The sequence below is a fragment of the Porphyromonas crevioricanis genome (assembly GCF_900476255.1).
In the GTDB taxonomy this organism is placed as follows: Bacteria; Bacteroidota; Bacteroidia; order Bacteroidales; family Porphyromonadaceae; genus Porphyromonas; species Porphyromonas crevioricanis.
This window is the reverse complement of sequence record NZ_LS483447.1, coordinates 12773-38753: the sequence shown is the minus strand read 5'-3', so window position 1 is coordinate 38753 and position 25981 is coordinate 12773. Positions and strand designations below refer to the sequence as shown.

The 25981-nt window shown below is 45.1% G+C and carries 22 protein-coding genes; 14 read left to right on the top strand and 8 right to left on the bottom strand.

From position 1 onward, the window contains the following. Nucleotides 1–8 precede the first annotated feature (8 nt). Genes DQN70_RS00170 through DQN70_RS00150 form a run of 5 tightly spaced genes read left to right on the top strand, consistent with a single transcriptional unit; the run spans nucleotide 9 to nucleotide 5407 of the window. Nucleotides 9–749, top strand: coding sequence for an outer membrane beta-barrel protein (locus tag DQN70_RS00170; RefSeq protein ID WP_023939784.1), 741 nt, complete (start codon nucleotides 9–11; stop codon nucleotides 747–749). Nucleotides 750–770: 21 nt separating this feature from the next. Beyond that, nucleotides 771–1580: an isoprenyl transferase gene (locus DQN70_RS00165; RefSeq protein ID WP_023939782.1), complete on the top strand. Its 810-nt coding sequence runs from the start codon at nucleotides 771–773 to the stop codon at nucleotides 1578–1580. After that, the gene (locus tag DQN70_RS00160) at nucleotides 1573–4302 is read left to right on the top strand and encodes a BamA/OMP85 family outer membrane protein (protein ID WP_023935873.1); all 2730 of its coding nucleotides are present in this window, start codon (nucleotides 1573–1575) and stop codon (nucleotides 4300–4302) included. Before DQN70_RS00165 ends, DQN70_RS00160 begins: the two co-directional genes overlap by 8 nt. Nucleotides 4303–4361: 59 nt before the next feature. Then, nucleotides 4362–4877: an OmpH family outer membrane protein gene (locus DQN70_RS00155; protein ID WP_023935875.1), complete on the top strand. Its 516-nt coding sequence runs from the start codon at nucleotides 4362–4364 to the stop codon at nucleotides 4875–4877. A gap of 29 nt (nucleotides 4878–4906) precedes the next feature. After that, nucleotides 4907–5407: an OmpH family outer membrane protein gene (locus DQN70_RS00150; protein WP_052115616.1), complete on the top strand. Its 501-nt coding sequence runs from the start codon at nucleotides 4907–4909 to the stop codon at nucleotides 5405–5407. A gap of 125 nt (nucleotides 5408–5532) precedes the next feature. Here DQN70_RS00150 and DQN70_RS00145 read toward each other — a convergent pair whose 3' ends face one another. Genes DQN70_RS00145 through tsaB form a run of 4 tightly spaced genes read right to left on the bottom strand, consistent with a single transcriptional unit; the run spans nucleotide 5533 to nucleotide 9908 of the window. Beyond that, nucleotides 5533–7254 carry an acyl-CoA dehydrogenase family protein gene (locus tag DQN70_RS00145; protein ID WP_023939780.1) on the bottom strand — a complete coding sequence of 574 codons (1722 nt, stop codon included), beginning with the start codon at nucleotides 7252–7254 and terminating at the stop codon, nucleotides 5533–5535. A gap of 35 nt (nucleotides 7255–7289) precedes the next feature. Next, nucleotides 7290–8309 (bottom strand): electron transfer flavoprotein subunit alpha/FixB family protein, encoded by a 1020-nt coding sequence (locus DQN70_RS00140; protein ID WP_023936179.1) that lies wholly within the window; start codon nucleotides 8307–8309, stop codon nucleotides 7290–7292. A gap of 16 nt (nucleotides 8310–8325) precedes the next feature. Continuing rightward, nucleotides 8326–9189, bottom strand: coding sequence for an electron transfer flavoprotein subunit beta/FixA family protein (locus DQN70_RS00135; protein ID WP_023936181.1), 864 nt, complete (start codon nucleotides 9187–9189; stop codon nucleotides 8326–8328). Beyond that, on the bottom strand, nucleotides 9186–9908 hold the full coding sequence (gene tsaB, locus DQN70_RS00130; RefSeq protein WP_023939777.1) for a tRNA (adenosine(37)-N6)-threonylcarbamoyltransferase complex dimerization subunit type 1 TsaB: 723 nt from the start codon (nucleotides 9906–9908) through the stop codon (nucleotides 9186–9188). The genes DQN70_RS00135 and tsaB overlap by 4 nt, the downstream gene beginning before the upstream one ends. A 980-nt stretch (nucleotides 9909–10888) precedes the next feature. On the opposite strand from tsaB, the gene DQN70_RS00120 reads away from it, so the two are divergent. Beyond that, nucleotides 10889–12160: a site-specific integrase gene (locus DQN70_RS00120; RefSeq protein ID WP_023939773.1), complete on the top strand. Its 1272-nt coding sequence runs from the start codon at nucleotides 10889–10891 to the stop codon at nucleotides 12158–12160. Beyond that, the gene (locus tag DQN70_RS00115; RefSeq protein ID WP_111759301.1) at nucleotides 12123–13307 is read left to right on the top strand and encodes a site-specific integrase; all 1185 of its coding nucleotides are present in this window, start codon (nucleotides 12123–12125) and stop codon (nucleotides 13305–13307) included. Before DQN70_RS00120 ends, DQN70_RS00115 begins: the two co-directional genes overlap by 38 nt. 89 nt (nucleotides 13308–13396) lie before the next feature. Here DQN70_RS00115 and DQN70_RS00110 read toward each other — a convergent pair whose 3' ends face one another. Then, on the bottom strand, nucleotides 13397–14536 hold the full coding sequence (locus DQN70_RS00110) for a StlD/DarB family beta-ketosynthase (RefSeq protein WP_023939756.1): 1140 nt from the start codon (nucleotides 14534–14536) through the stop codon (nucleotides 13397–13399). Nucleotides 14537–14540: 4 nt separating this feature from the next. Beyond that, nucleotides 14541–15140: a TetR/AcrR family transcriptional regulator gene (locus DQN70_RS00105; protein ID WP_023939754.1), complete on the bottom strand. Its 600-nt coding sequence runs from the start codon at nucleotides 15138–15140 to the stop codon at nucleotides 14541–14543. A gap of 325 nt (nucleotides 15141–15465) precedes the next feature. Here DQN70_RS00105 and DQN70_RS00100 point away from each other — a divergent pair, with 325 nt between their 5' ends. Together DQN70_RS00100 and DQN70_RS00095 are read left to right on the top strand one after the other, a co-directional pair. Further along, complete coding sequence (locus tag DQN70_RS00100; protein WP_023939752.1) at nucleotides 15466–18573, top strand: C1 family peptidase; 3108 nt, start codon at nucleotides 15466–15468, stop codon at nucleotides 18571–18573. Between the two features lie 71 nt (nucleotides 18574–18644). Further along, entirely contained in the window at nucleotides 18645–20057 is a 1413-nt protein-coding gene (locus DQN70_RS00095; protein WP_042225733.1) for a leucine-rich repeat domain-containing protein, read from the top strand. Nucleotides 20058–20158: 101 nt separating this feature from the next. Here the strand turns inward: DQN70_RS00095 and DQN70_RS00090 are convergent, their stop codons facing one another. Together DQN70_RS00090 and DQN70_RS00085 are read right to left on the bottom strand one after the other, a co-directional pair. Beyond that, nucleotides 20159–20446: a helix-turn-helix domain-containing protein gene (locus DQN70_RS00090; RefSeq protein ID WP_023939749.1), complete on the bottom strand. Its 288-nt coding sequence runs from the start codon at nucleotides 20444–20446 to the stop codon at nucleotides 20159–20161. A gap of 2 nt (nucleotides 20447–20448) precedes the next feature. Next, nucleotides 20449–20727 carry a helix-turn-helix domain-containing protein gene (locus DQN70_RS00085; RefSeq protein WP_023939747.1) on the bottom strand — a complete coding sequence of 93 codons (279 nt, stop codon included), beginning with the start codon at nucleotides 20725–20727 and terminating at the stop codon, nucleotides 20449–20451. A gap of 479 nt (nucleotides 20728–21206) precedes the next feature. On the opposite strand from DQN70_RS00085, the gene DQN70_RS00075 reads away from it, so the two are divergent. The 5 genes from DQN70_RS00075 to DQN70_RS00055 all read left to right on the top strand — a co-directional run bounded on the left by DQN70_RS00075 (nucleotide 21207) and on the right by DQN70_RS00055 (nucleotide 25926). Further along, the gene (locus tag DQN70_RS00075; RefSeq protein WP_023939743.1) at nucleotides 21207–22397 is read left to right on the top strand and encodes a VapE domain-containing protein; all 1191 of its coding nucleotides are present in this window, start codon (nucleotides 21207–21209) and stop codon (nucleotides 22395–22397) included. 369 nt (nucleotides 22398–22766) lie between these two features. Further along, nucleotides 22767–23783, top strand: coding sequence for a toprim domain-containing protein (locus DQN70_RS00070; protein ID WP_081711887.1), 1017 nt, complete (start codon nucleotides 22767–22769; stop codon nucleotides 23781–23783). A 3-nt stretch (nucleotides 23784–23786) separates the two neighbouring features. Further along, nucleotides 23787–24293, top strand: a complete 507-nt coding sequence (locus tag DQN70_RS00065) for a DUF3408 domain-containing protein (protein WP_023939739.1) — start codon at nucleotides 23787–23789, stop codon at nucleotides 24291–24293. A gap of 231 nt (nucleotides 24294–24524) precedes the next feature. Then, nucleotides 24525–24929 carry a plasmid mobilization protein gene (locus DQN70_RS00060; protein ID WP_023939736.1) on the top strand — a complete coding sequence of 135 codons (405 nt, stop codon included), beginning with the start codon at nucleotides 24525–24527 and terminating at the stop codon, nucleotides 24927–24929. Next, nucleotides 24919–25926 (top strand): relaxase/mobilization nuclease domain-containing protein, encoded by a 1008-nt coding sequence (locus DQN70_RS00055; protein ID WP_023939735.1) that lies wholly within the window; start codon nucleotides 24919–24921, stop codon nucleotides 25924–25926. Before DQN70_RS00060 ends, DQN70_RS00055 begins: the two co-directional genes overlap by 11 nt. Nucleotides 25927–25981 lie beyond the last annotated feature (55 nt).

Below are 25981 nucleotides of genomic sequence, written 5' to 3'. Positions count from 1 at the left end.
TATCCGGTATGCAAAGACGATTCCCATATCTCTTCTTGCTGAGCTTTCTGCTGATCCCCGTAGGGTTGGAGGCGCAGGAGTATCTCTTCGAGTTTGGAGGGCAGGTGGGCTTGTCTCAGTATGTCGGTGATATAGGGCGCAGGGCTCCATTCTCGGCAACGAGTTATACCTTTTCTGCCGAAGGGAGGTACAATATAAATTTCCGTTTTGCTCTCTCTTCACAGATTGGCTATTATGGCCTCAAGGGGCGGTATCGATATGCCGACAATATATTCCCAGAGAGAAAGGAAGTCGATTTCGATAGTCACCTTTACCATTGGGGAGTTATGGGCGAGTTTAACTTTGTTCCTCTGAGTGATAAGTTCTCTTACCTTCGTACTTCTCGCTTTTCTCCCTATGTAGGCTTTGGAGGAGGGCTTGCTTTGGGGCCTTCCTATCAAGGAACTGTGGTAGCCCCTTCTTTACAGATAGGTGGAGGTTTCAAATACAAAATCAACTCTCGCTTGGGTGTGAGTGTACAGTACATATATCGTTGGCTTTTGTCCGATGCTTTTGATGCTCCGAATGAGCAGACAAAGCATTTGGATAATCCCTTTCGGATCAGTCAGACAATGCTGAGAAATGGTGATGGATTGGGAAGTCTTACCCTCTCCTTTACCTACAGTTTGGGGACGAGAGACAAGCGTGATTGTCGTACCGAAAAGAGAAAAATGAGAAAGAAGAAAATCCCGGAACTCAAATTGAAATAAAGTAAGCTGCACAAAAGATCTATGTCTCAAACCAAAGATAAATATCAGGCCTTTCTCGAAACTGCACCTAAGTTGCCTCGGCATATTGCTATCATCATGGATGGCAATGGACGCTGGGCTCAGCAGCGTGGTCAGGCTCGCGAACAGGGGCATGCAGCTGGAGCAAAAGCACTGGACAAGGTGATGCGTGCTGCTGTGGCTCTTGGTATACCTTACCTTACGGTTTATGCTTTCAGTACAGAGAACTGGGGGCGGCCACAAGGAGAGGTCGAAGCTTTGATGTCTTTGTTGGTGGAGACGATCAGAGAACAAACTCCCGGTATGCAAGAGCATGGAGTACGACTTCTGGCCATAGGAGATTTGGATCGACTTCCCTCGATCTCTCGTACTGCACTTGCCGAGGCAATAGAGAAAACTCAGCATAACGATAAACTCACTCTCACTCTTGCGTTAAGTTATTCGGCTCGTTGGGAGCTTTCTCATTGTATGCGTCGAATAGCCACAGAAATTCAGCAGGGATTGTATCTCCCCGAGGAGATAGATGAGGCAGTTATCTCTCAACGACTATGTACAGCCGGATTGCCTGATCCGGACCTGCTGATACGTACCGGAGGAGAGCAACGCATTAGCAACTTTCTTCTCTGGCAGACTGCCTACGCCGAACTTTACTTCTCTCCCATTTATTGGCCGGACTTCGATGGTGATGCTTTGTTGGAGGCTATCTCTGACTACAGCGGTCGCGAACGTCGTTACGGACTCACGAGAGAACAGATAAACAAACCTATACAACAAGCAGAAGATACAGATTTAGCTACGACCCATGATGCATAAACTTTTTACTCTCGGCCTAGCTGTGGCTTTTGCCTCAGTTGGTCTCAAAGCTCAGGTACTGGCAGACAGTTTGCCGACTCCGCAGTCTCCACAGGCAGAGTTGCCCGTAGATAGTCTGCCAGAGATCAACTATGCCCGTCCTATACATAAGGTGATAGCGGATATACGGATTGTGGGGGCAAAGTCCTACGACCCTGAAGTTTTGCTCAATCTCTCCGGTTTGGCCGTAGGAGAGGAAGTAACTATTCCGGGAGTGGCATTCACCAATGCGGTGGAGCGTTTTATGCGCCATGGTCTTTTCTCCAATGCTCAGATACTGGTTACCAAATATCAGGGCAACAAAGCATGGATAGAGATACGTCTGACTGAGAGACCTCGCATATATGAGGCCAAATTTGTCGGAATCAAGAAAAGTGACCGAGAGGAATTGGAGAAACGTACGAACCTACGTAAGGGGTTGCAAATGACTCCCAATGTGGCGGATCGCACCAAACAGCTCATCCGGAAATACTATGCCGAGAAAGGTTACCGAGACATGGATGTGGAGATCCGTCAGGAAGATAATTTGAGCGAAGAAGGCTTCGTCAATCTTACTATCCGAATTGATCGGAAAGACAAGACTTCGGTAAACGAGATCAGTATAGAAGGGAATACAGCTCTTTCCGATGACCAGATACGTATGGCGATGAAGAAAACCAATGAGCGTTTTCGTTTGACTGATGGACGTCTTTGGTATAGCATACGCAAGATTTTTAGCTCCAAAAAATTGGTAGATAAAGAGTATCGGGAGGATTTGGATAGGATTATTGAGCGGTATCAAGAGTTAGGCTACCGTGATGTAGAGATTCTTTCCGACACGATCATGCCTTCTGGTAAGAAAAATAGAGTTGATATTCGCATCAAACTGAATGAGGGGCGCAAATATTACATAGATGATATTCGTTTTGTGGGTAATACCAAGTTCGAGACGAAGAATTTGGAGAAGATGCTCGGCATGAAACGAGGAGATGTCTATAACCAGAAAAAACTCAATGCCCGCATCTTCACAGAGGAGGATGCTCTTTCCATGCTTTACTACAACAACGGCTATATGTTTGCTCATGTAGATCCGGTGGAGACTAAGGTGGATGGAGATTCGGTTTCGCTTGATATACGTATCGTGGAGGGTATGCAGGCTACTATCAACAAGGTTTCGATTAAGGGAAACAATATTGTCTATGATGAGGTGATCCGTCGTGAGCTGTTTACCAAACCTGGAGCTGTCTTCTCGCGCGATGATGTCCTCAATTCTCTCCGTATGATTGCCCAGCTGGGGCACTTCGATCCGGAAAAGATGATTCCGAACACGATCCCAAACCCAGCTTCAGGAACAGTCGATTTGGAATACAACCTCTCTCCTAAGAGTAATGACCAATTTGAGTTGTCTGCAGGTTGGAGCCAGACGGGGGTGATATTCCGTACCGGATTGAGGTTCTCCAACTTTGCCATGAGCAATATCTTCAGACCTTCGATGTACAAGAACTTTGTGCCACAAGGACAGGGGCAGACGTTCTCGATCAATATGCAGACGAATGGTAAGTTCTACCAATCGTATGGCATCTCTTTTATGGATCCATGGTTTGGTGGTAAGCGACCCAACTTGTTGAGTGTAAGTGCTTTTTATTCCAAGATGACAGCTATTGACACCAAGTATTACAACAATCGTATTAGTTCCTATTACAATCCCTATTACAATGGATTCTATAATCCTATATATGGTGGTAGCTCCTATGGAATGGGAGGATACGATAATATGGGTGGCGGATACAACATAGGTGGAGAGTTGTACGAGAAGGCACAAGACCCGGACAAGTCCTTGCAGATGTTTGGCTTGTCAGTCGGCTATGGAAAACGTCTCAGTTGGCCGGACAACTGGTTCCAGATTTATGCCTCACTCAATTACACCCACTACAGACTTCGCAACTGGGTTTATGAGACTTTCCAAAATTTCCATGAGGGTTATTCCAATGACGTTAATATGGAGCTTCGTTTGCAAAGAAATTCTATAGACAATCCTATCTATACTCGCTCAGGTTCGGAGTTTACAATTTCGGTAAAAGCAACTCCGCCTTATTCGCTTTGGGATGGGAACGATTACTCCAATCCCAAGCTCTCGATGGCTGATCGTTATCGTTTTGTGGAATATCACAAATGGATGTACCGCAATCGTATCTTCTTGCCTCTGCTCAATCCCGCCACCGTCAAACGAACTCCGGTGTTGATGGGACGTGTGGAGACAGGGTTGATCGGCTACTACAACAGCCACAAGCGCTCTCCTTTTGGTACATACTACATGGGAGGTGATGGGATGAGCTCATATATGGGTGGATACATGAACGAGACGATAGGTCTTCGAGGGTATAAAAATGGTTCTATAGCTGGTAGTAATTATAACTATGCCTATGCCTATATGCGTATGTCCATGGAGCTACGCTATCCCCTGATGTTGGAAGGACAAACGAATATTTGGGTATTGGGATTTTTGGAGGCCGGTAATGCCTGGAGTAATTTTTCCGATTATGATCCTTTTAACTTGAAGCGTTCGGCCGGTGTCGGATTTCGTATTACTTTGCCCATGCTTGGGATCCTTGGTATAGATTGGGGTTATGGCTTCGATCGTCCCAATGGTATGTCGGACAGAGGGGGAAGTAATATCCATTTTGTCCTTGGGCAGGAATTTTAGGCCAAGTTCCCCACAAGGAGTAATAGCACATTAATAAAAACTCAAACACAACAAACATCATGAAACGAATCTTTCTATCCCTCATTCTCGCTCTGGTGGCAATCGGTTTTGCCTCAGCACAGAAGTATGCTTTGGTAGATATGGAGTATATCCTAAAAAATATTCCAGACTATGAGATGATGAACCAACAGTTGGAAGAAGTGTCTAAGAAGTGGCAAAATGAAATAGAGGCTCTCGAAAACAAGGCACAAACCCTCTACAAAAAGTATCAGAGCGATTTGGTGTTTCTTTCAGCCGATCAAAAGAAAAGCCGAGAGGATCAGATTGTGACAATGGAGAAAGAGGCTGCCGAACTCAAGCGCAAATACTTTGGCCCGGAAGGAGAGCTTTTCAATAAGCGTATGGAGCTGATGAAGCCTATTCAGGATGAGATCTGGAACGCCATCCGAGATCTGGCCAAAGCCAAAGGTTACCAAATGGTATTGGATCGTGGTTCGTCCGGAATTATATTCGCCAATCCTGCAATAGACATCAGTACGGATGTTTTGGCCAAACTCGGTTTTTCCACCCGATGAGAATGATCATAAAATCTAACCAATAAGAAATGATGATGAAAAAAATTGTTCTTACTCTGCTGCTTTGCTTGCCCTTTGTGGCCGGAGCCCAGCAAAAGATTGCCATTGTCAATACACAGGAAGTAATGGCACAGATGCCCGAATTTAAGGAGGCTCAAAACAAGCTTAACGAACTGGGCAAAAAGTATGATGCCGATTATAAGGCTATGCAACAGGAGATTGAGAAAAAGGCAGAAGCTTTCGACAAGGAAAAAGACAGCCTGAGCGAAGTTCTAAAGAAGACTCGCCAACAGGAGATACAGGACATGGTATCTCGTTTGGGACAGAGCGAAAGATTGATGAGCGAAGATTTGCAGAAGCAACAGCAGATGCTCATGGCTCCCATACAGCAGAAAGTTTATGATGCTTTGAAAAAAGTCGGTGATGAGAATGGCTATGCTTATATCATGGAAGCGCAGCTTTTCCACTATACAGGAGCTTCTGCAGTAGACTGTACTGCACAGTTGAAAGCGAAGTTGGGAATCAAATAAGACTTGCCTTAGTAAGCTATATTTATCAACAACAAAAAAGCTCGGAGAGGATTCCTCTCCGAGCTTTTTTATTTCTTGAGAGACTGCTGCATAAGGATAAGGCAGCAGTCTCTTTCTGGAATTGCTTAGTCCTGATCAGTTTTGGCTACTCGATAGTAGGCCAAGTCAGAAGGATTGAACTCTCTGATATAGGTCTCTATCTTTTGTATTTCGGCTTTGGCATAGCGTAGATAGACCTCCGCGGAGTTGCGGAAGCTTTCTTCGTCATTGGCTGCCAACATCAACAAGTGGCCGAACACACAGTGGCCAGTCGCTTCTACCAATCTTCTGGCATGGAAGTCAAGAAGTTCTTGGTCTTTTTGCTCGACTACAAACTCTATCAGGTCTCGACTACGTGCGTTCAGCTTGGCTAGCTCTTCTTTCATCGGGCGCAAGGCTTCGATGACTTCTGTTTGCTGATAAGCATCCAATTGGGCATGATAGGTGCCGGTGGTGATATGCCTGATGGCTGCTACAACCTGCAGCTGCGTGGTACCTTCGTATATGCTTGCGATTCTTACATCACGATAAAGGCGTTCGCAGGTGTAGTCTTTCATAAAGCCCGAGCCTCCGTGTATTTGGATAGCATCGTAGGCATTTTGATTGGCATATTCGCTACACATACCCTTGCCCAAGGGTGTGTAGGCATCGGCCAGACGGTTGTAGTGCTTTTGCTCTTTGCGCTCTTCCGGAGTCAATTTGCGTTCGCGAGATATGTCATCGTAGAGTTTGTACATATCTACAAAACGGCAAGTCTCATATAGCAGAGCTCTGGCAGCATCGGTCTTGGCTTTCATCATAGCGAGCATTTCGTAGACAGCAGGGAAACGATCTATTGTCTGCCCGAACTGTTTGCGATCTTTGGCGTAGGCTTCTCCCTCTCTCAAAGCTGCATCGCATATCCCAACACTTTGGGCCATGATCCCGAGACGTGCTCCATTCATCAGAGCCATTACGTATTTGATCAGACCCAGCTTGCGATCTCCTACCAGTTCGGCCTTGGCATCTTTGAATACCAATTCGCAGGTGGGAGAACCTTTGATACCCATTTTGTTCTCAATTCGGCGTACATCCACCCCTCCATCTTTTTTCTGATAGACGAACATAGATAGACCACGACCGTCATTGGTCCCTTCTTCACTTCTCGCCAATACAAGGTGAATGTCAGAGTCTCCATTGGTGATGAAACGCTTCACCCCGTTCAAACGCCAAGTGCCATCTTCTTCGTGATAGGTCGCTTTGAGTCGAACTGCCTGGAGGTCACTTCCTGCATCCGGTTCTGTGAGGTCCATAGAGAGAGTTTCTCCAGCACATACACGAGGAATAAACCGTTGCAGCTGATCCTCATTCCCGAATTCATATATGGTCTCAGCACAGTCTTGCAAGCCCCAGATATTTACAAATCCGGCATCGGCACGGCTGACCATATCCGCAGCCATAATGTATGGTAGGATAGGGAAGTTCAGCCCTCCGAATCGGCGAGGCATAGAGATCCCCATGAGGCCGGCATCTACCACTGCTTTGAGGTTCTGTTGAGTCCCTTTGGCATAGGTCACGCGATTGTTCTCCAGAGTGGGGCCCTCGTGGTCTACGCTTTCGGCGTTGGGCGCAATGATGTCTGCACAGATCTCACCAATGACTTCCAATACTTTATCGTAGCTATCCATCGCATCTTCAAAATCGATGGGGGCATAGCTGTATTTATCTTTGTCGGTATATCCTCTCTCCTTGAGCTCCACGATACGCTTCATCAGTGGGTGATTCAAGTGATATTTGAGTTGAGGAGTATCTGTATAAAAGTTTGCCATAATATTTCTTTTTCCCGATTACAAGTCTGTTTGTCTTACTTACTGTTTTTCTTATAGGAAGCAATCATCTTGGGCAGCACTTCCTCCAGATTGCCGGTGATCACATAGTCGGCAATTGTATTGATAGGAGCCTCGGGATCGCTGTTGATAGATATGATCATCGAACTTTCCTGCATACCAGCGATGTGCTGTATCTGTCCGCTGATACCACAAGCAATATAGAGTTTTGGTCGCACAGTTACGCCGGTCTGTCCTATTTGTCTTTCATGCTCGGTGAAGCCTGCATCGACAGCTGCACGAGTAGCTCCGACCTCAGCTCCCAGCAGTTTGGCCAGCTTGTGCAGAAGCTCGAAGTTCTCTTTTGAGCCAACGCCATAACCTCCGGATACGATGATGGGGGCTCCACCCAGGTTGAGTTGGCTTTTTTCTATATGTCTCTCGATGATTTCTACGGCAAAGTCGGTGTCCGATACATAGTTGCCCATGTTGTGCTTAACTATCTCTCCCTTCCCGGCCTTTGCAGCAACCTCTTTTTTCATCACACCGGGACGGACGGTTGCCATTTGAGGGCGACAGTCGGGGTTGATGATTGTTGCCACGATGTTACCGCCGAAAGCGGGACGAATTTGGTATAGCAGCTGCTCATAGGTCTTGCCTGCCTTCTTGTCCTCATGTGTGCCTATCTCCAGAGCGGTGCAGTCAGCTGTAAGACCGCTGCCGAGTGTAGAAGATACTCTGGGGCCAAGATCACGTCCGACTGATGTAGCACCCATGAGAGCGATTTGTGGTTTCTCTGCCTCAAAGAGTTTGCAGAGGATGGCCGTGTGAGGCATTGTGCTGTAGTGGGCCAATCTGGGATCTGCAAAGATGTGCAGACGATCTACTCCATACGGCATCACCTGCTCGGCAATACCTTGTTCGGAACCGGAGATAGCGATAGCCTCCAGTTCACAGCCCAAAATGTCTGCCAAGCTGCGCCCTTTGGTAAGCAGCTCCAAACTTACTTCCTGTACTTGGGCGTCTTCTATTTCCAGATATACAAATAGATTGTTCATTGTTCTTGGCACCTCCTTAGCCTATGGTATGGTTAGCAATCAATTCGACCACCAGCTCTTCTATAGCCTTGTCGGTCGGCTCTATTGTGCGGGCCTCTTTGGCCTGAAATACTACATTCACGATTGTCTTTACTTTGGTGGGAGACCCGGGCAAACCGCATTGGTTGGGGTCGGCACCTACTGCCTGAGCACTCAGTTCCGTGATGTTGAGGTCCGGGCGTGCTGCTACCAATGTCTGTATACGTTCGTCACATTCTTGCAGCTCCGTAGGAGTCTTGGCGTGTTTGTATTGTTGCAGTAGCTTGGCATTGCGAGGGCGACAAGGAGCTGCCGATCCATTTACTGTGACCAGACAGGGTAGGGGGCAACGCACGGTTTCCACCCCATTGTCAAGTCTGCGTTTGATGGTCAGTTTGCCATCCTGCATTTTTATCTCTTCGGCATAGGTTACCTGCAAGTATCCGAGTTTGTCGGCTACTTGTGGACCTACTTGAGCTGTATCTCCGTCTATGGCTTGTCTGCCGGAGAGTATCAGGTCGGCTCCTCCCAAGTGCTTGATGGCAGTAGAGAGAGCATAGCTTGTGGCCAAAGTATCTGCCCCGGCAAAGGCTCTGTCTGTGAGCAAGTATCCACCGTCTGCCCCGCGGTACATAGCTTCCCGTATCACATCGGAAGCTCTCAGAGGACCCATGGTGAGGATATGTACACTACTACCCGGGGTAGCATCTTTGATGCGGAGAGCTTGCTCCAAAGCATTGAGGTCTTCAGGGTTGAAGATTGCTTCCAGCGCAGCCCTATTGACTGTACCGTCTGCCTTCATGGCATCTTTCCCCACAGAGCGGGTATCGGGTACTTGTTTGGCTAATACGATTATTTTCATACTGTCTTGGTTATGTTGTTTAGCACTTTGTTCTGACCAACTACGGCCACATATTCTTTCAGATAATCCGGTTCCCAATAAGCGAGATCTGCAAAATCTCTTTGTTCCATCTTAGATTGAGCCAATCGAGCCATAGCCATGGCGGTCGGAGCAATCTCCTGGTCGCAGAATACAGCATGGGGATGGGTGAATATTTCTTTGCTTTTGGCTGCTCCATCTCCCACCAACAAGACGGGACCGAGCGCAAAGTCCGATTCAAAAGACTTTGGGGTCAGCACCTCTGCCCGTTCGTCTGAGAGAGGGCGAAGATCGGTGTCGTACATCGCTGTGTAGACCTCCATTCGTCTGGCATCGATCATGCTGCGAATGCGTAAGTTTTGTGTGTTGTATGGTATAGCAGCTGCTGCCACGATTTGCAGCGTGGGTACGACTATGAGAGGTATCTCGAAGCCGAATGCAAGTCCTTTGGCTGTCGATGCGCCTATCCGAAGTCCGGTATAGGATCCTGGCCCTGCACTTACGGCTATAGCTTCCGGAGCAAAACCTTGTGCTTGTGCTTCGGTTAGCACTTCCTGTACGAAAGGTGCCAGCTGTACAGCGTGATTGGCTCCTGCTTCCGAGCTGATACGTTGTGCGAGTAGCTCTCCTTTGAGGCTATAGGCTACGGAGCAGACTCGGGTTGCAGTCTCGATAAGCAATATTCCTTCCTTCGATTGCATATTCTTTATTTCTGTTTTGTTTCGATCAATCCCCTTATTTATCCTGTAAGAAGAAAGCCTATCTACATCTGGCAAATATACCCTAAGTTGGGCAATTGTCTATATATGTAGAACTCGAAAACTGCACAAAAATAGTTCTTTTGAGCAAACCTGCTCTCTCGCAGCAGATCAATCGCATTAAATTCTTTGGAGAGACCGTTGTGTACGGCCCTTGCATATATACTGATGTATACTGAAAAAGTCCTTCAAGAGATCTTTGCACAGACTACAAAATGACAAGTTTTAATTGCCGTTTTGTTGATTTTGCAGAATGCGGTGACCTTTTGACGGTATTGAGACTGAGAATGAAGGTGCAGGAGGTATACTTGTTGTGCATGACCAAGCCCGAATGTCGAAAATGATACAGTGAGTGCCGTGTTGTGCAACAGTCCCTGAATACAAGTCCTCGAGTCTCTTCTTTAGAGTGTGTATATTTATTTGTTTGTTTGTATGTTTTTCTATTTCCATTTGCTGTGCATTTTCTGCTCAGATTGGGAGCTTTTTGATCGTACTTTCACTTCCTTTTTTGATGTCGATAGGAGTCGTTTTTTTCTGCCTGAGGAGAGAATGAAATTTCTCTCCTGAGAAAAAATTTGCTCTCTCCTGTGTTAGCAAAAATTCTCTCAGGAACTATCAGAGGAAAGGGCATTAGAGAGAGAATGAGAGGTAAGTGAATGGAAATGAGAGCGATTTGCGCCATATCTCGGTGGTTTGCATTGAGGGATAAAGTGCAGAAGATGTGGATTTATGCAGAAGTTCCGTTACCAAATCGTTAGTCCATTTCTCTAATGGTAACGAAGAGGTAAGAGAAGGTAACTGACAGAAGAGTGTTCGGTAACTATCTTTTCTGTCATTACGGTGCTTATGCTTTGTAATACAATGTTTTGCATAGCTGAAAACGCTTCGATAACGGGTAACTTTGCCCATAAAAACAGAAGCGTATGCAAACAGACAAATTCAAGGTTTTGCTCTACCTGAAAAAGAGCGGATTGGACAAGTCGGGGCAAGCCCCGATAATGGGACGAATAACATACGGGCGAACAATAGCCCAATTTAGTTGTAAGCTTTCATGCGATCCCAAGCTGTGGAATGCTCGTGAGAGCAGACTGAACGGGAAGAGCCGTGAAGCAGTGGCCACGAATGGCAAGTTGGAACGCTTGCTTCTCGCAGTGCAGTCGGCTTATCAAGTACTTTGTGAGCGTGGTGTGGTGTTTACGGCATCGGACATCAAGGAGCAGTTCCAAGGGAGTATGCAAAGCCAGACCACCTTCTTGGAGCGATACGACCGAATGGTCAAGGAGATGGAGCAAAAGGTGGGCATCGAAATAAAGACTACGACTATGAGAGGTTACTATATTATCCGTAAGCATTTGCAAGTCTTTATTGGTGAGAAGTACCATACGGCAGACATTCCTTTCGGACAGATAGAAGAAGATTTCTTGGAAAGTCTTCAACGCTACTCTATTGGAGTATTGGGACATTCGCAAGCCTGTTATCGCAAGCTGGCATTAGCCGTAAAGAAAGTCTGCCGTTTGGCGTATCGTGAAGGATTAACAGAGCGACAACTATTTGCGCACGTGGAGATAGAGCGAGGAGAGAACAAACAACCTCGGGCATTGGATAGGGCTTCGTTGGATAAGTTGCAGGGCTTGACCTTTGAGCCGTATGAAGTGGAGTTGGAAACTGCTCATAATCTCTTTCTCTTCTCCTGTTATACGGGCGTTGCCTATTGCGATATGGTCGCCTTGAATCGGGAACATCTCTTTACGGACGATGAGGGTGCTTTGTGGCTGAAGTTCCGCAGACAAAAGACCAATACCCTTTGTCGTGTGAAGCTCCTGTCTGAAGCTGTGCGTTTGATAGAGCGGTATCAATCTGACGAACGAACCACGCTCTTTGCTCCCATTGCCTATTCGGCTTATCTTGTCCAGCTCAAAGCCCTGCAACTTCGGGCTAGTATATCTATTCCTCTTTCGGCACATGTCGGTCGCCACACCTTTGCGACCTTGATTACCTTGGAACAAGGAGTTCCCATCGAAACGGTGAGCCGAATGCTGGGGCATAGCAACATCCAAACGACCGAGCGATATGCCCACGTTACACCGAAGAAACTCTTTGATGAGTTCGAGCGATTTCTCTCTTTCACTGAAAATATAACCTTAACCCTACAAAGCTATGCGCAGTACATTCAAAATCCTTTTCTATATCAATAAGAATAAGACCAAGGCGGACGGCACAACGGCAATCCTTTGCCGCATTACCATTGACGGAGCAAACGTAGTGATAACCACGGGAGAAAGCACAACTCCCCACGATTGGAACGTGAAGCGAGGGGAAACAACGGACAAGAAGACCAACCAACGCCTGCAAGCCTTTCGGGAAGAAATCGAACAAGGCTACAATACCTTGCTCTACAAATATGGAGCAGTGAGTGCCGAGCTTCTGAAGAACTACCAGCAAGGCATCGGGAGAACTCAAACGACCCTGCTTGCTCTTAGTACGGAGGAACTCAAAGTCCAACGAGAAAGCAAGAGCGAGGGAACGTATAGCAACAATCGAAGTTCCGACAGACAGCTTAACGCTTTTGTGCGAAGTCGTGGCGAGGAGGATATTCCCCTAACGGCTCTAACGATAGACTTTTTTGATGATTACCGTTTTTATTTGAAGAAGGAGGGCTATGCTCCTGCAACGATAAACAAGCATCTCTGTTGGTTGAGTCGGTTGATGTACCGAGCTGTCAGCCAAGGGACAATACGCTTCAATCCGTTTGAAGAGGTGAAGTATGAAGCCGTGGAGCGCAAACCTCGTTTCCTGAGCAAGGGCGAGGTGGCAAAGCTCTTGGCATTCCCGTTGCAGGAAGAAGGGGCGGAACTGAGCCGAAGAATGTTTCTTTTCTCTGTCTTTACGGGTTTGGCATTTGCCGACTTGCAGAGCCTAAGAGCTTCGCAAATCGAAACGAACAGTGAGGGGAAGCGGTATATCCGCAAGGCAAGACAGAAAACGGAAGTGGAGAGTCTGATACCCCTGCATCCGATTGCGGAGCAGATACTCTCGCTTTACACGAAGGAGGAGAACAAAGAGGATTACAAGATATTCCCCAATACGATAAGCAAGGGCAAACTGCTTTTCCATCTCAAAGCCGTGGGCTTGGCGTGTGGCGTTCGTACTCCGCTGGGCTACCACGTTGGTAGGCATAGTTTCGGCACGCTGACCTTGGAAGCAGGCATTCCGATAGAGAGCATTGCCAAGATGATGGGACATTCGTCCATTGCCAGCACGCAAATCTACGCCCAAATCACCGACCAAAAGATTGCAAGAGATATGGAGAAGTTGGTGCAGCGAGTATCCTCTTCTTTATAGAGAGGATGATAGATCAAACAATGAAGGAAGCATATCACTTACTACAACAATGGTATGCTTCCATCCATAAATCATCCCAGACTTTTCGTTTATACAAGTGTCAATAATGCCGTTCCATACGAAAAACGTCCGCTTTCGGGTACTAATAAAAGTATTTTATCGCCTGACTTAAGATTTTTGTTTTGGGGAAGATAATCTAATGCAGATAGGATGGCTGCAGATGCAATGTTCCCCACCTCAGAAAGGTTCGTGTACCATTTCTCTTCTCCTAAACACAAGTTTCTGGCTTTTATCTCATCTAGTAATTTGTTATAAAAAAACATCGAAGATACATGGGGAAGTACATAATCTATTTCTTCAGCTCCAATTTTGTGTTTAGCCAACACTGCTTCTATGTGATTAACCCAATATTTTATAATGTATGGTTTAAGCAGGCGAATATCTTGCTTAACCACAAAAATCGAGCGGTTTAGTCGTTCTTGAGGAGAAAAGTTTTTCCAGCTTTTTAACTCTCCATCTTCCCTTAACTCTGCCCCCATAAACATACATGTTGGCAACTCATTTGCATATGAAGTCATTTCAATCCATTCTATCTTATATGACAAGTCGCCATTCGGTTGGGCCTCCAACAATGCAGCACTTGCCCCGTCTGATAGCATAAAACGCAAAAAGTCCTTTTCAAACGCCATATAAGGATTGGTCCCAACCTTACTGCATCGTTCATATTCAATGTCATAATTTTGGGATATAAGGGTAGGAGATGCCAATTCGGAAGTACAGCACACTGCTTTTTCCTTTTCGCCACTGGCAACAGCCCAAAAAGCAATTTTAAGAGCCTGTAAAGAGGTTAGACAAACACCACCGCTTTGAAAAATTTCTAGTGGTGCACCACCTAAAACACCATGAATCATTGAGGCTTGAGAGGGCAGTAGTTGGTCGGGACTGGATGTTCCACAGGCGAGTAGAGAAACCTCACCTATGTCCAAAGAGCGTTTTTCAAGAATTTTCTCAACAGCACCCTTGGCCAATTCAGCATTAGTATGAGTTATACCCTGCTGTTTATTAAGAGCATAGTATCTGCACTTTATCCCATTTTGCCTCAAAACGATGGAGCGACATCTAGAATTTTTACCATTTATTCGCCCCAAATAATCCTCCATTTCTTCATTCAGAATCGGTTCGTTCGGAAAAAGAGAAGAAGTGGTTGTTAGGAAAACATCACGAATCATACAGTTAGTTCATTAGTAGGTTATAAATTGTCGAAAAAAGGTTCTGTAATTTGGAAATGTTTAAATCTCTAGAGAAGGACGTTTCGAAAACAAGACCGAAAAAGGCTGTACGAAACATAGTGACGATAACTTCGGTGTCGAACGTTTGTGAAATTTCTCCAGCCAATTTTGCTTTGTCAATAATCTTTCTCCAGACATTGCGTTCTTCCTCAAAGAGGACTTCCATACGTCCGTTAAAATCAGGAATATGCTTGTGTGCCTCCAATGACAACAAGAGGTAGGGTTGAAGGATATTTTTTTTGCCTACATCCTCATATATGTATGTCATTGATTTCTCTACTTTGCCAAGATAAAAATCGATAAAGCCAGCAAGTGTATTACAAGCTTCATAACCAGAAAGTTTCCTTTCTACCGACTGTTGAGATAAGAAGTATGACTCCAATACTCTCGTATACAAAGCCCTCTTATCACGCTGGTAATAAAATACAGCTCCTCTAGAGAGGTTTGTAGCCGCCTCTAAATCTTTGACAGATACATCATGATAGCCTTTCTGTAAAAAAAGGCGAAAAGCTGAGCTGTATATCAATTCCTCATTCTTATTCATTTCTACTGTGCTTATTGTCTGAATTCCAACGCTAAGGTAATAATTAAGCTTGAGAATCTATTGTTTTGTGTTTAACAAAAGAAAAACCGTACGTACATTCGGAATATTTTACTAATTTAGCAGACGATAATAAAGGGGAAGGCTTTAGGATAGAAATATTTATGACCTCAATACCCTGGTATTGTTAGTTTTTATAAATGATTGATAATGCTTATGAGTACAGATAATCCACCATATACGAAAGGGGTTACTTTGGTAGTAAAAACCGAGGTAACCCAGAGTGTTTACAATACCAAATAAGTACAATTTAATCCTTGAGATAACTATGAATACAAAAAAATACTTCATATCATTGGTTTGTCTGTTACTTGGCACGACAACTTTATGGGGACAGAATGTTGAGGTTTCGATTGAAAAAACATTGAGAAGTAATGAAATCTTATTATCCTTCTCCAAGGAAGAGGGAAAATCTATCTCTTCCATATCTGTAAGCGGAACAATTCGTTTTACAGCTCCCAAAGGGAATGTCCGTATTCTATCGGTCAACGAACATGGTTTTGAAAAGATGATTTATGAGTCTTTTCCTCTACTAGCGACAAATGATGTTGACCATTTTGAACACATGGCATGGGAAACTTTCAATTTGAAGGATTTCGATCCTCAGGAGATTCATCTTCAACTCGAGAATGCTGAAATTTTCAACTTGACTTTGAATATCGGCGGATTAGGAAATTTGAGAAGTTCTACTTCCACATTGAAAATAAAAAAATACACTTATTCACTTCAGCTCAGAGATGCTGGTGAATACCGTGCTGCTCTGATTCAAAGAATGAATATAGATTTAGCACGAAGAGGGGAGCTTTGGCGTGCTGGAGATACTCCTTTTTCGCGCCTTTCCTATGAAGAAAAGAAGACCCTTTTTGGAGGGGTTGTTCCCAATCTTCAGGGAGCAGAATACTACATTGGAGGAATTATTGATATCAGTGGACAGTCCAGAGATAATGCCCCTAGAGAAAATTCTGCCTATACCCCCGATTTCGATTGGAGAGCACGTCATTCTGCAAATATTAAGGGTTCTCCTTATTTCCAACATGAAGTCACAGGCTGGATTACCCCAGTTAAAGATCAGGCAGGATGTGGTTCTTGCTGGGCTTTTTCAGCAGCAGGGGCGGTCGAAGCAGTGGCCAAGCTTTATAAGAATGCTACATATAACTTGAATCTATCTGAACAGGAGTTGGTTTCTTGTTCAAACGCAGGCAATTGTACTGGAGGTTTTGCCTCTTCGGCACTAGATTATATTCGTGGCTACTACCTACAGGATGAAAACTCTTTCAAATATAAAGCAAAAGATCTCCCTTGCTCTGACAAGAAGCCTTATGCTTATCGAGTGAAGATTGCAGGAAAGGAGTTATTTAATCCGACTGGAAACGCCCATGCCGATATGGAAAAACTGAAATCCATGTTGGTAAAAAGTCCTCTTGCAGGAAGAGTCGGGGAATGGAGACATGCCATGACTCTGGTAGGGTATAAAACAATCAGAGAGGGAGATGTGATTTATCCACATTATACTACTGCTATTAAGATTAAACCGGGAGATCCGCGTATTGGAAAAACTGTTTGGATTTTCAAAAATAGCTGGGGAGAAAGTTGGGGAGATCATGGTTTTCTCTATGCCTTTGTTGATATTAGCAATATGCGCAATTCGGCAACCCCTTCTTATCCCGTTTCCTGCCAACTTCGGGGTTATGCTTACCATATGCCCCAAAGTTTTTATAATCTTTTCTCCACCTTTCCCTCTGCTTATGATAAGGATAATGATGGATATTATTGGTGGGGTATTGGGCCTCGTCCAAAAAATCTACCTCCCAATGCCAAGCTGGAGGAGGATAGTGATGATAGTGATGCTTCCATTGGACCCATGGATCAATATGGTTATCCACAAGTTTTGAAAAAATATGATTTATTTATTAAAGATAATTCGGAAGATAGAGGATTCGAACCCAATATAACCATCAAAAATGGGGATTTCTGGAGTGCTCCTGAAGTATGGGTTAGGCATGAGAATGATGATGTGGAAATGCATCAAAATCCTATTCCAAATGCAGAAAACTACATAAAAGTTCGTGTCTGGAATAGAGGGACACAGGTCTCAAAACCCTCCACAGTTGTCGCTTATTGGTCTAAAGCGGGCACTCATTTACCCTGGCCTGGAGCTTGGACAGGAGAAGATCTTGAAGAGGGATTAACGATGGGGGCTAGAGTTACTGATGTGGGAAGAATTCCTCCTATAAATCCTGGAGAATCAAAAATTATAACAATTAAATGGCGTACTCCGGATCCTGAACAATATGCAAATCTTGAGAATGAACAGATTGGGGGAGATAACCTTTGGCATTTCTGTTTGCTGCTAAGAATCACGGATAGAAATGACCCAGATACCTATCCTCTTACTCCGACCTCGCATGTCAATGTAATTAACAATAACAACCTCGCACAAAAGAATGTGACTTTTGTAAAATTGGGAAATTCCGGATATCAGGGTACAGTAGGTATGTATAATCATCTATCCGAGCATAAAAAGTACAGTTTGGATATTGTGGAGCTTTTAGAGGACAACCAAACATCCATTTTCGAGCAAGCGAAAGTTTCCTTAAAGATGTCTCCCAAAGTGCTAAATGCCTGGACAAAAGGAGGAAAAAAGGGAGAATATCTAAGGTCTACAGAAATTCCCAGCGTTGTAGAATATACGTCCTCTTCTGGAGTACTTAAAGATATGATTTTCAATCCAAAGGAATATTCCCTCGTTAATCTAAAAGTGAACTTTACTTCGGTTCTTCCATGGTATTCACAACCAGAAAAACGGACATTGCTTCTGCGACAAATAGACGAAAAAGGCGTTATTGTTGGAGGAGAAACTTTTGTTATTATCCGTAATCCAAGAACTGTAATTATTCCTCACATTGAGCAAGAAAGACAAGGAAGTAAGCTTATACTTACAGCCCGAGGTGTAGGAGAAGATGCTGAATATCATTGGTTTGATTCAAAAGGGAATTTTGTAGGGCAAGGAGAAACGCTTTCCTGTAATCCATATAGCAAGGAAACATATAAAGTAGAAGTAATAGCTAAGTCAGATGGATATTGCACCTACTCAGAAACGATGGTGGAACCTAATGAGATGAATTCGAGATTACAAGTTATTCCCAATCCTGTAAGATCAAGATTAACTCTATCATATAGGCTTCCAACAGAAGAGACATATTTCTTACATATAAGAGGACTCGATGACACGTATATTTTCAGAAGAGAATTGGTGGACGGTCATCATCAAGAAAAGAGTATTGATGTCTCAGACCTTTTGCAAGGAGGCTACGTAATCTCGATCCTAGACAAAAATGGACAACTGGTAGCTACTGCAAAATTCTTTAAAGAATAAATCCTTTGAGAGTGTCCTGTTCTTCAATAGGACACTCTCCCCATATATCATTTATTTTTAAGATATTGGTTATGAGTGCAAAATATTTCTTATTGCTAGGGTTTGTCTTGTTTTGTCTCCCTATCTCTGTGCAAGCACAAGAGTATCATGTAACAAAAGCTGGGACCTTATCGCAAGTGGTAGGGCCCGAGGTGCGAGATTTATCCCATATTCGCATTACGGGCTTCTTGAATGCTCAAGACCTTGCTTTTATACGAAGTCTGGCGAGATATCCTCGCTCCCAAAGCAAGCTCCGCCATCTCGATATCGAAGATGCTGTATTGGAGAATAATACAATTCCTAAAGAGGGTTTCTTCAAGTGTTGTATGGAAAGTTACAAATTACCCAAGACCCTAAAAAACATAGAGCAGTGTGCTTTCCAATGGAATCACGATCTCAAAGAGCTTCGCATACCAGAGGGTGTCACTCATGTTGCCAAGAGAGCCTTTTATTGGAATAGGAACTTGGAAAAGATTTGGCTGCCCGAGAGTCTGACAGAGTTTAGTGAGAGCATGTTGGGAGGAGGCTGTATTGCCTTGCGTGAAGTACATTGGTCCAAAAACTTAAAAAGGATTGGAGATAGTGCTTTTTGGGGATGTGAAAATTTACACATAAAAGAGCTTCCTAATACATTGGAAATTATTGAAGAGACTGCTTTTGAAGGCACTTTGATGGATGAGATTGTAGTGCCCAAGAGTGTCAAGAAGATGCAGGGAGCCTTTTGGGGGGCAAAAAAACTTCGTAAGGTCGATATTCAAGCTCCTTTAACCGAAATCGAAAAAAATACTTTTTATTGGTGTGAAGAATTGCGAGAGGTCAAACTTCCCGAGGGAGTTACACGTATCGGTAATGGGGCTTTCTTTTGGAATTTAGAGTTGAAAGATATAACGTTGCCAGAATCTGTAACTCATATAGAAGATGATGCTTTTAACAGTGCTCCTTTTGACTCGATTGTTATCCCCCCAAAGGTCGTTTTAATCGGACGAGAGGCTTTTTGGAATAATCGCAATTTAAAGAAAGTGTATGCTAAACCAGTCGTACCTCCTGTAACAAGTGAACCGACAGTGATTGCTCCCAATTTGCCTTTTCATGCCTGCAATGAGGAAACCGTTACCCTCTATGTGCCAAAAGGCTCTGCAGAAGCCTACCGCTCTTCGGAGATTTTTAGGAATTTTGGAACTATTGTAGAACTTGACCCTTGGCAGTTCCCCCAAGCCAATGAGCAACCCAACCGCCCACCTGTTTTGTGTAAAGTGTATGGTTGCAATGGGCAGTTGGTGATTGAAACTCCTGCGGAGTTGTCAGGTAAGGCCTATGCTGTCTACTCTCTGGAGGGTTCGCTCATCCAGCAGGGCATTCTTCAAGAAGGGAAAACTTTTATTCTTATTAATGAAGGGAGGTACGTAGTTTGTATTGCGGATGTAGCTCGGAAGATTTTGTTGTAAAAGATGCGTTGAGATTAGGTATGGAATAATCATTGTATAAATAGGTGAAAAAAGTGCTGAGTCAGAGAGGCTTAAAAGCAGAGAGCTAAAAATGCACTTGTTTACATACGATAGAACTGAATTAGAAGTTGCTCTAAATCTGACAGTCTGTATAATATTTTCCCTGCGATTTGGGTATAGGGAATAATGCCCTTGTCCCGATAATCCTGCAAGGTGCGGGGACTGACGAAAAGGCGTTCGCAGACCTCTCGCCCCGTGAGATAGATTTCTCCTCCGAACAGCGGACGATGCGTTTGGGCAATCTCCCGAATACGTTTGCTTACTTCTTGAATGCCCGAAATGAGTTGTTTCATTTCGGGTGTTTCTTTGTTTACGATTTCGTGTTCCATAGTCATTGTATTTTTCGGTTCGACTTTTCGAGGAGTGCTTCCACATCCTCAAGTTTGTAATAACACTTATGCCCGATTTGAATAAAGGGCAATACGGAAGTATCCCGATAGTGCTGGAGCGTCCGTTTGCTGATGTTCAGTATTCGGCACACGTCCCCATTGTGCAACAAGTCGGGGACTTCGGGCTTTGTACCGAGATGTTCTCTCATACAAATAGCCAACTCTTCGATGCTCTTTTTCAGTTCCTCCCAAGCGGAGGTGTCGATGGCGGTAAATCTCATATCAATATCGTTTTAATTGTCATTTTTACTTTGTTCGGTGCAAATGTACGCAGGCGAAATCCTTGTTCCCAGCCCCGATGAAAGCAAGGGAAACAGCAGGAAGTCCGAGGCAAATGTACAAGCACAAACCACCTGTTCCACACCCTTTTCTCTACGTGCGTACTTGTGGCGTCGAAATGGTATGAAGTGGCTCTCCTGCCAATGAAAACAGATGCTCCTCTTTCGTCCGAAGAAAAAGAATGCAGGCATTGGCAGTCCGATGAAGTCGCTTTCCGAGCCGTTCTCCTCGCTGTTCTCTCCTTTTGAGCGTTTTTGTCCCAATTTTTCCTGTTTATCCCATCCATTCTCGGAGCATTTCTCTGTACCTCGAAGCAACAGACACACTAACCTTGGGTCTCTGTGTTCGGCTCTCTAACTTGGTTTCAGCATCCGTTTTCGGATGAAAGTTCAAAATCAAGCAAACAGAAGAAGAACGAACAATGAAAAAAGAAGAGAAGGACAACCCCTCCAGGAATGCCCAAATAGAAGAGTTTCTTTCAGCTCGCTACGAGTTTCGGTACAACACCGTGTTGCGCCGAGCGGAGTACCGTCCTCGAGGGATGGGTGATTACACAGCCATAGACCGCTACCGCATCAATACCCTTAAACGAGCCTTGGACAAGGAAGCCGATGTACAGACCTCACCCGAGAACCTGTACAGCATCATCGAAAGCGATTTCTCACCACGCATCAATCCCGTGCAAGCCTATTTCCAAGCCTTACCGCTGACGAAAGGGAATGCGGAAGCTATCACCGCCCTTTCCGACTGCGTGAGCGTAACCAATCCTGAGAAGTGGAAAGAATACCTCACCAAGTGGCTGGTGGCAGTGGTCGCCAATGTAATGGACGACAAGCAGTGTCGCAATCACACCTGCCTTGTGCTGACAGGCGAGCAGGGCAAGTTCAAGACAACGTTCCTTGACTTGCTCTGTCCACCGGCTCTATCCGATTACCGCTATACGGGAAAGATTTACCCGCAGGAAAAGGACGTGCTGAGCCTTATCGGGCAAAACCTCATCATCAACATTGACGACCAACTCAAAGCCCTCAACAAGCGGGACGAGAACGAACTGAAGAACCTCATTACCTGTCCGCAGGTGAAGTATCGTATGCCCTACGAGAAGCATATCGAGGAACGACCCCACTTGGCAAGTTTCGTGGCTTCGGTCAATGGCAACGATTTCCTCACCGACCCGACAGGAAGCAGACGCTTCCTGCCCTTTGAAGTGCTGGCAATAGATATAGACCGAGCCAAGAGCATTCCGATGGATGACGTTTACAGTGAAGCCAAGACCCTATTGAATGAAGGGTTTCGCTATTGGTTCAATGATGAGGAGATTATCGAATTGCATAGAAACAGCGAAGCCTTCCAAGTCTATACGACAGAGATGGAACTGTTGCTCCGCTATTTCACCTTTCCCACGGAAGCGGAGACGGCAACGAAACGCTTCTATATGACCAATTCGGAGATAGTGGGTTACCTCTCCTGCTATACCCGACAATCCCTCTCCACCAAACGGATGGGCGAAGCCCTGAGAAAGGCAGGCTATGCGAGGGAGTGTCGCAGGATAAACAGCAATCCTGTCTATGTCTATGCCGTCCGCAAGATTCACCCCGAGCAACCACCATAGCTCCCTGTTGTTACCAACCTCTTTGTAATACTCCTTTCTCTTTTCTTTCCTATTCTCCTTACTACATTACTACAACTAAGGGTAATACAGTGAAAGAGAAAGGATTGCAGGAGGTGTCCATCTTTCGACACTGCTTACTACCATCTTTCTACGCTTCTACGGCAGAATGAATGGGGAGAGGTGTAGAAAGAAGGTATAGAAGGATAAAACCGAATGAAGTGTTACACTTTTCTCTTTCACTGTCAATCACTTATCCGAGTGTCGAAGGGTAGTAAGATGAAAAGAGGAAAATTCCCGAAAGAGAAAACAGAGCGAACAATGAAATATCGAACAATGAATATGAATAATCCCAATCCAACGATAACAGCAATGAACAACGAATATTACGACCTGCAACACATCAAGGCGATGCCGATAGCGGACTATCTGCACGCCTGCGGTATCGAGCCAGCCAAGCGTTACAACAGCTATGCTCTTTACCACGCACCTTACCGAGAAGACCCCAATGCCAGCCTGAAAGTGGACTTTCGGCAAAACCTGTGGCACGACTATGGGACAAGCCAAGGTGGAAGCATCATAGACCTTGTGATGCGGATGCGTGGATGCAGTACCTACGAAGCAATGGCGCATCTTGCCGAAAGGAAAGCGATAACCCTCGCTTCCTCTTCCTTTCATCGTGAAACTCACACAGAGCAGATAAGAGGTGAACAGCGACCAAGTAATGTAAGGCGTATTCTCTTCATCAGCGAAGAGTTGCCCCTGTATCTGCAAAACTATCTTCGAGAGGTACGCAGGATAGACCTTGCCGTGGCAAGTCCTTATCTCCGTCATATTCGCTACGAAGTAGGAGGAAGAGAGTATTCTGCCATCGGCTTTGCCAATCGTGCAGGAGGATATGAACTCCGAGACGACAAGACATTCAAGGGAACGATAGCTCCAAAGGATATTTCTCTGATTGCAGGAGAAGCGAACAATGCTCCTCACTGCATCTTTGAGGGCTTTATGGATTTCCTTTCCCTTCTCACGATGAAAGGAAAAGAAACTGCTCCCTGCCTTGTACTGAACTCTGTCAGCAATCTCCCACGAGCCATTGCCTATCTCCACGAGAAAGGTATCGATTCCGTTCAAGCTTTCTTCGATAACGACCAAGCTGGACGACAAGCCCTACATTCTTTACAATCGGCAGGTATCAACGTGGAGGATATGAGCCGACACTATTCCCGATACAAAGACCTCAATGAGTATCATGTTGCTCAATGCTCTCAACAGCAGAAAAAGCTAATTGGCAATCCAAAGATTACTAATTACCAATCGGGAGAAAGCTCATTAGAAATCGAGAGAGGGCGAACGGTGCGCCCTGTTATTGTCAAACGTAAACTCAAATAAGCCATGAAAGAAGAATTTGATTTGTCTCATTACTTGAACCATCCCAAAGACTCCGATGGCTCACAGATACTTTCCAAAATTGTCAGTAAAGCCATCTCTACCAAACAAGAAGCAAAGCAGATAGAGCAATCCGGGCAATCTGAAAGCTCTCTGCATTCCTCTACATCCGAACTGACATTGCCGTCCAAGCCTTCGGATGAAGTAAAGGATGCCGTGAATGCAGCGCATTCCGTACAGGAGAAACAAGAAGCGGTATCAAGCAGTCCGAAACGCATCAGCCACAAGCAACGACAAGAGAGCTTGGAGAGCTATCAGGAAGCCTTTCTCTCGCCCCATAAAATCATCGACCGAAAGGCAACTTATCTCAGTCGCTCCACGTGGGAACGCTTGCAGTTTGTTGTTCGTCGCTTGGGTGATTACGGAGCCAATGTTTCAAGTTTCTTGGAGTGCATAGCTCTCCGACATTTGGAAGAATACAGCGAGGAGATAGAACGCTGGCGTAAACTCTAATTACAGCATTCCGAACCATCAGTGATGAAATGGATAATCGGCATTCTCAGAAGGCAAGAAGAACGAGAGATGAAAGCCAAGTATAGTATATGCGCAGGTATTTCATCGGTAACATTGCAAGACGTCAGTTTGTAGCCACAAACTGCGCTTGCCCCCTTCGCCACTGCGCTCGGGGGAGAGCCGTAATTACTTCGTTCTCATCGGCTGGGATGCCTTAATAAACAAGCTAAGATGAAAACAAAAACAGATAAAGAGAAACGAAATAAGAAGTCCAATAAGACCTGCCTTCTTCGGGTACGTTGTTCCGAAGAGGAGAAAGCAAGGATACAAAAGCGAGCGGAGCGGACGGGCAAGAAGCTCTCCGAGTTCTGTCGGGAGGCATTGCTTACGGGAGAGATTGTTGCCGTTCCCCGATTGGGAGAACACGAACGGGAAGCCATTCGGGTCTTGCAACGGGTCAGCTATTTCTTCAGTCATATTTCCAACTTGATTAAGACGAGAGACCCATCTTGGGCTCCCATTGCCAAGAACCTTTCTTGCATCTCCCTGCACGCCTTTGAGCGATTCTATAATCCTCGATACCGGATTACGGACGAGGTATATGATGTTCTAAATATCAAGCGTAATGATAGCTAAGTGTAAAGCCATAGCACACGGCAAGACGGCATTGGAGTATATTTTCAGAGAAACGAAACTCAAGAATAAGCTCTTAATCCAGAACCTTTGTGGAGATACGGCAGAGAGAATATGCGAGGAGATGAACCTTGTCAATCAGTTCAACAGCCGTTGTAGGAATAAGTTCCTGCGGATAGAAATCGGCATCGCTCCGAAAGATGAAGCAGGAATGAATTGGAAGAGGCTCCAAGGGATAGCCTGTGAGTTTATCCAAGCAATGAAATTGCAGGAGCATCAAGTGGTAGCCGTTACGCATAAGGATACTGACAATCTGCACATTCATATCATTGCCAATCGGATGGATATGAACGGGGCGGTTTACGACACAACCTTTGTGAGCAACAAGGCAGCACGAGTGGCAGAGGAATTGAGTCGCAAGCACGGTCTGACGATTGCCAATGAGATACGGGCAAAGAAACGGTATCAAAAGCCGAGAGTCAATCAGACGCGAGAAGCGAGCAAAGAAAAACTACGCTTGATGGCTTACGGATTGTTGGGAAAATATACGAATGGCGGAGTGAACGGCTATGCTTATTTTCGATATGAATTGAGACGACGAGGAGTAACCGTGGAACAGATGACGAACAAGAAAGGTAGCATCTATGGACTGAAGTTTCATTTTGAGGGGCAGACTTTCAAGGCTTCGGAAATAGGACGAGAGTTTGGATATAACTCGCTGCTGAAACAATTCGGGCTGTCCTATGCTGCTCCCTATCACTCTTCTGTTCCAATTTATCAGCCGAAAGGCCCTTTACAAGAAGAAAAGCGACAGCCAACACCAAGTCCTGAACCAAGCCTTGTTGAGAGCGTAGTGGATGTTGTTGCCGAAGGGATTGCATCGGGTGTTGGCGGTATGCTGGACTTCCAAGTCCATGGAGAGGATTATGCCGAAACCGCCTTTCAGCGGAGACTGCGCCACGAAGCCAACAAGAGAAAGAAACGGGGACGAAGGATGTAGGGAACAAATTCTCTCTTCTCAAAGAAGAAAATCACGAAAGAACGCTCACTTTTGC

Excerpts from the sequence above, each read along its gene's own strand:
- DQN70_RS00170 (WP_023939784.1), top strand. The coding sequence starts at position 9 with ATGCAAAGACGATTCCCATATCTCTTCTTGCTGAGCTTTCTGCTGATC.
- DQN70_RS00165 (WP_023939782.1), top strand. The coding sequence starts at position 771 with ATGTCTCAAACCAAAGATAAATATCAGGCCTTTCTCGAAACTGCACCT.
- DQN70_RS00160 (WP_023935873.1), top strand. The coding sequence starts at position 1,573 with ATGCATAAACTTTTTACTCTCGGCCTAGCTGTGGCTTTTGCCTCAGTT.
- DQN70_RS00155 (WP_023935875.1), top strand. The coding sequence starts at position 4,362 with ATGAAACGAATCTTTCTATCCCTCATTCTCGCTCTGGTGGCAATCGGT.
- DQN70_RS00150 (WP_052115616.1), top strand. The coding sequence starts at position 4,907 with ATGATGATGAAAAAAATTGTTCTTACTCTGCTGCTTTGCTTGCCCTTT.
- DQN70_RS00145 (WP_023939780.1), bottom strand. The coding sequence starts at position 7,254 with ATGGCAAACTTTTATACAGATACTCCTCAACTCAAATATCACTTGAAT.
- DQN70_RS00140 (WP_023936179.1), bottom strand. The coding sequence starts at position 8,309 with ATGAACAATCTATTTGTATATCTGGAAATAGAAGACGCCCAAGTACAG.
- DQN70_RS00135 (WP_023936181.1), bottom strand. The coding sequence starts at position 9,189 with ATGAAAATAATCGTATTAGCCAAACAAGTACCCGATACCCGCTCTGTG.
- tsaB (WP_023939777.1), bottom strand. The coding sequence starts at position 9,908 with ATGCAATCGAAGGAAGGAATATTGCTTATCGAGACTGCAACCCGAGTC.
- DQN70_RS00120 (WP_023939773.1), top strand. The coding sequence starts at position 10,889 with ATGCAAACAGACAAATTCAAGGTTTTGCTCTACCTGAAAAAGAGCGGA.
- DQN70_RS00115 (WP_111759301.1), top strand. The coding sequence starts at position 12,123 with ATGCGCAGTACATTCAAAATCCTTTTCTATATCAATAAGAATAAGACC.
- DQN70_RS00110 (WP_023939756.1), bottom strand. The coding sequence starts at position 14,536 with ATGATTCGTGATGTTTTCCTAACAACCACTTCTTCTCTTTTTCCGAAC.
- DQN70_RS00105 (WP_023939754.1), bottom strand. The coding sequence starts at position 15,140 with ATGAATAAGAATGAGGAATTGATATACAGCTCAGCTTTTCGCCTTTTT.
- DQN70_RS00100 (WP_023939752.1), top strand. The coding sequence starts at position 15,466 with ATGAATACAAAAAAATACTTCATATCATTGGTTTGTCTGTTACTTGGC.
- DQN70_RS00095 (WP_042225733.1), top strand. The coding sequence starts at position 18,645 with ATGAGTGCAAAATATTTCTTATTGCTAGGGTTTGTCTTGTTTTGTCTC.
- DQN70_RS00090 (WP_023939749.1), bottom strand. The coding sequence starts at position 20,446 with ATGGAACACGAAATCGTAAACAAAGAAACACCCGAAATGAAACAACTC.
- DQN70_RS00085 (WP_023939747.1), bottom strand. The coding sequence starts at position 20,727 with ATGAGATTTACCGCCATCGACACCTCCGCTTGGGAGGAACTGAAAAAG.
- DQN70_RS00075 (WP_023939743.1), top strand. The coding sequence starts at position 21,207 with ATGAAAAAAGAAGAGAAGGACAACCCCTCCAGGAATGCCCAAATAGAA.
- DQN70_RS00070 (WP_081711887.1), top strand. The coding sequence starts at position 22,767 with ATGAACAACGAATATTACGACCTGCAACACATCAAGGCGATGCCGATA.
- DQN70_RS00065 (WP_023939739.1), top strand. The coding sequence starts at position 23,787 with ATGAAAGAAGAATTTGATTTGTCTCATTACTTGAACCATCCCAAAGAC.
- DQN70_RS00060 (WP_023939736.1), top strand. The coding sequence starts at position 24,525 with ATGAAAACAAAAACAGATAAAGAGAAACGAAATAAGAAGTCCAATAAG.
- DQN70_RS00055 (WP_023939735.1), top strand. The coding sequence starts at position 24,919 with ATGATAGCTAAGTGTAAAGCCATAGCACACGGCAAGACGGCATTGGAG.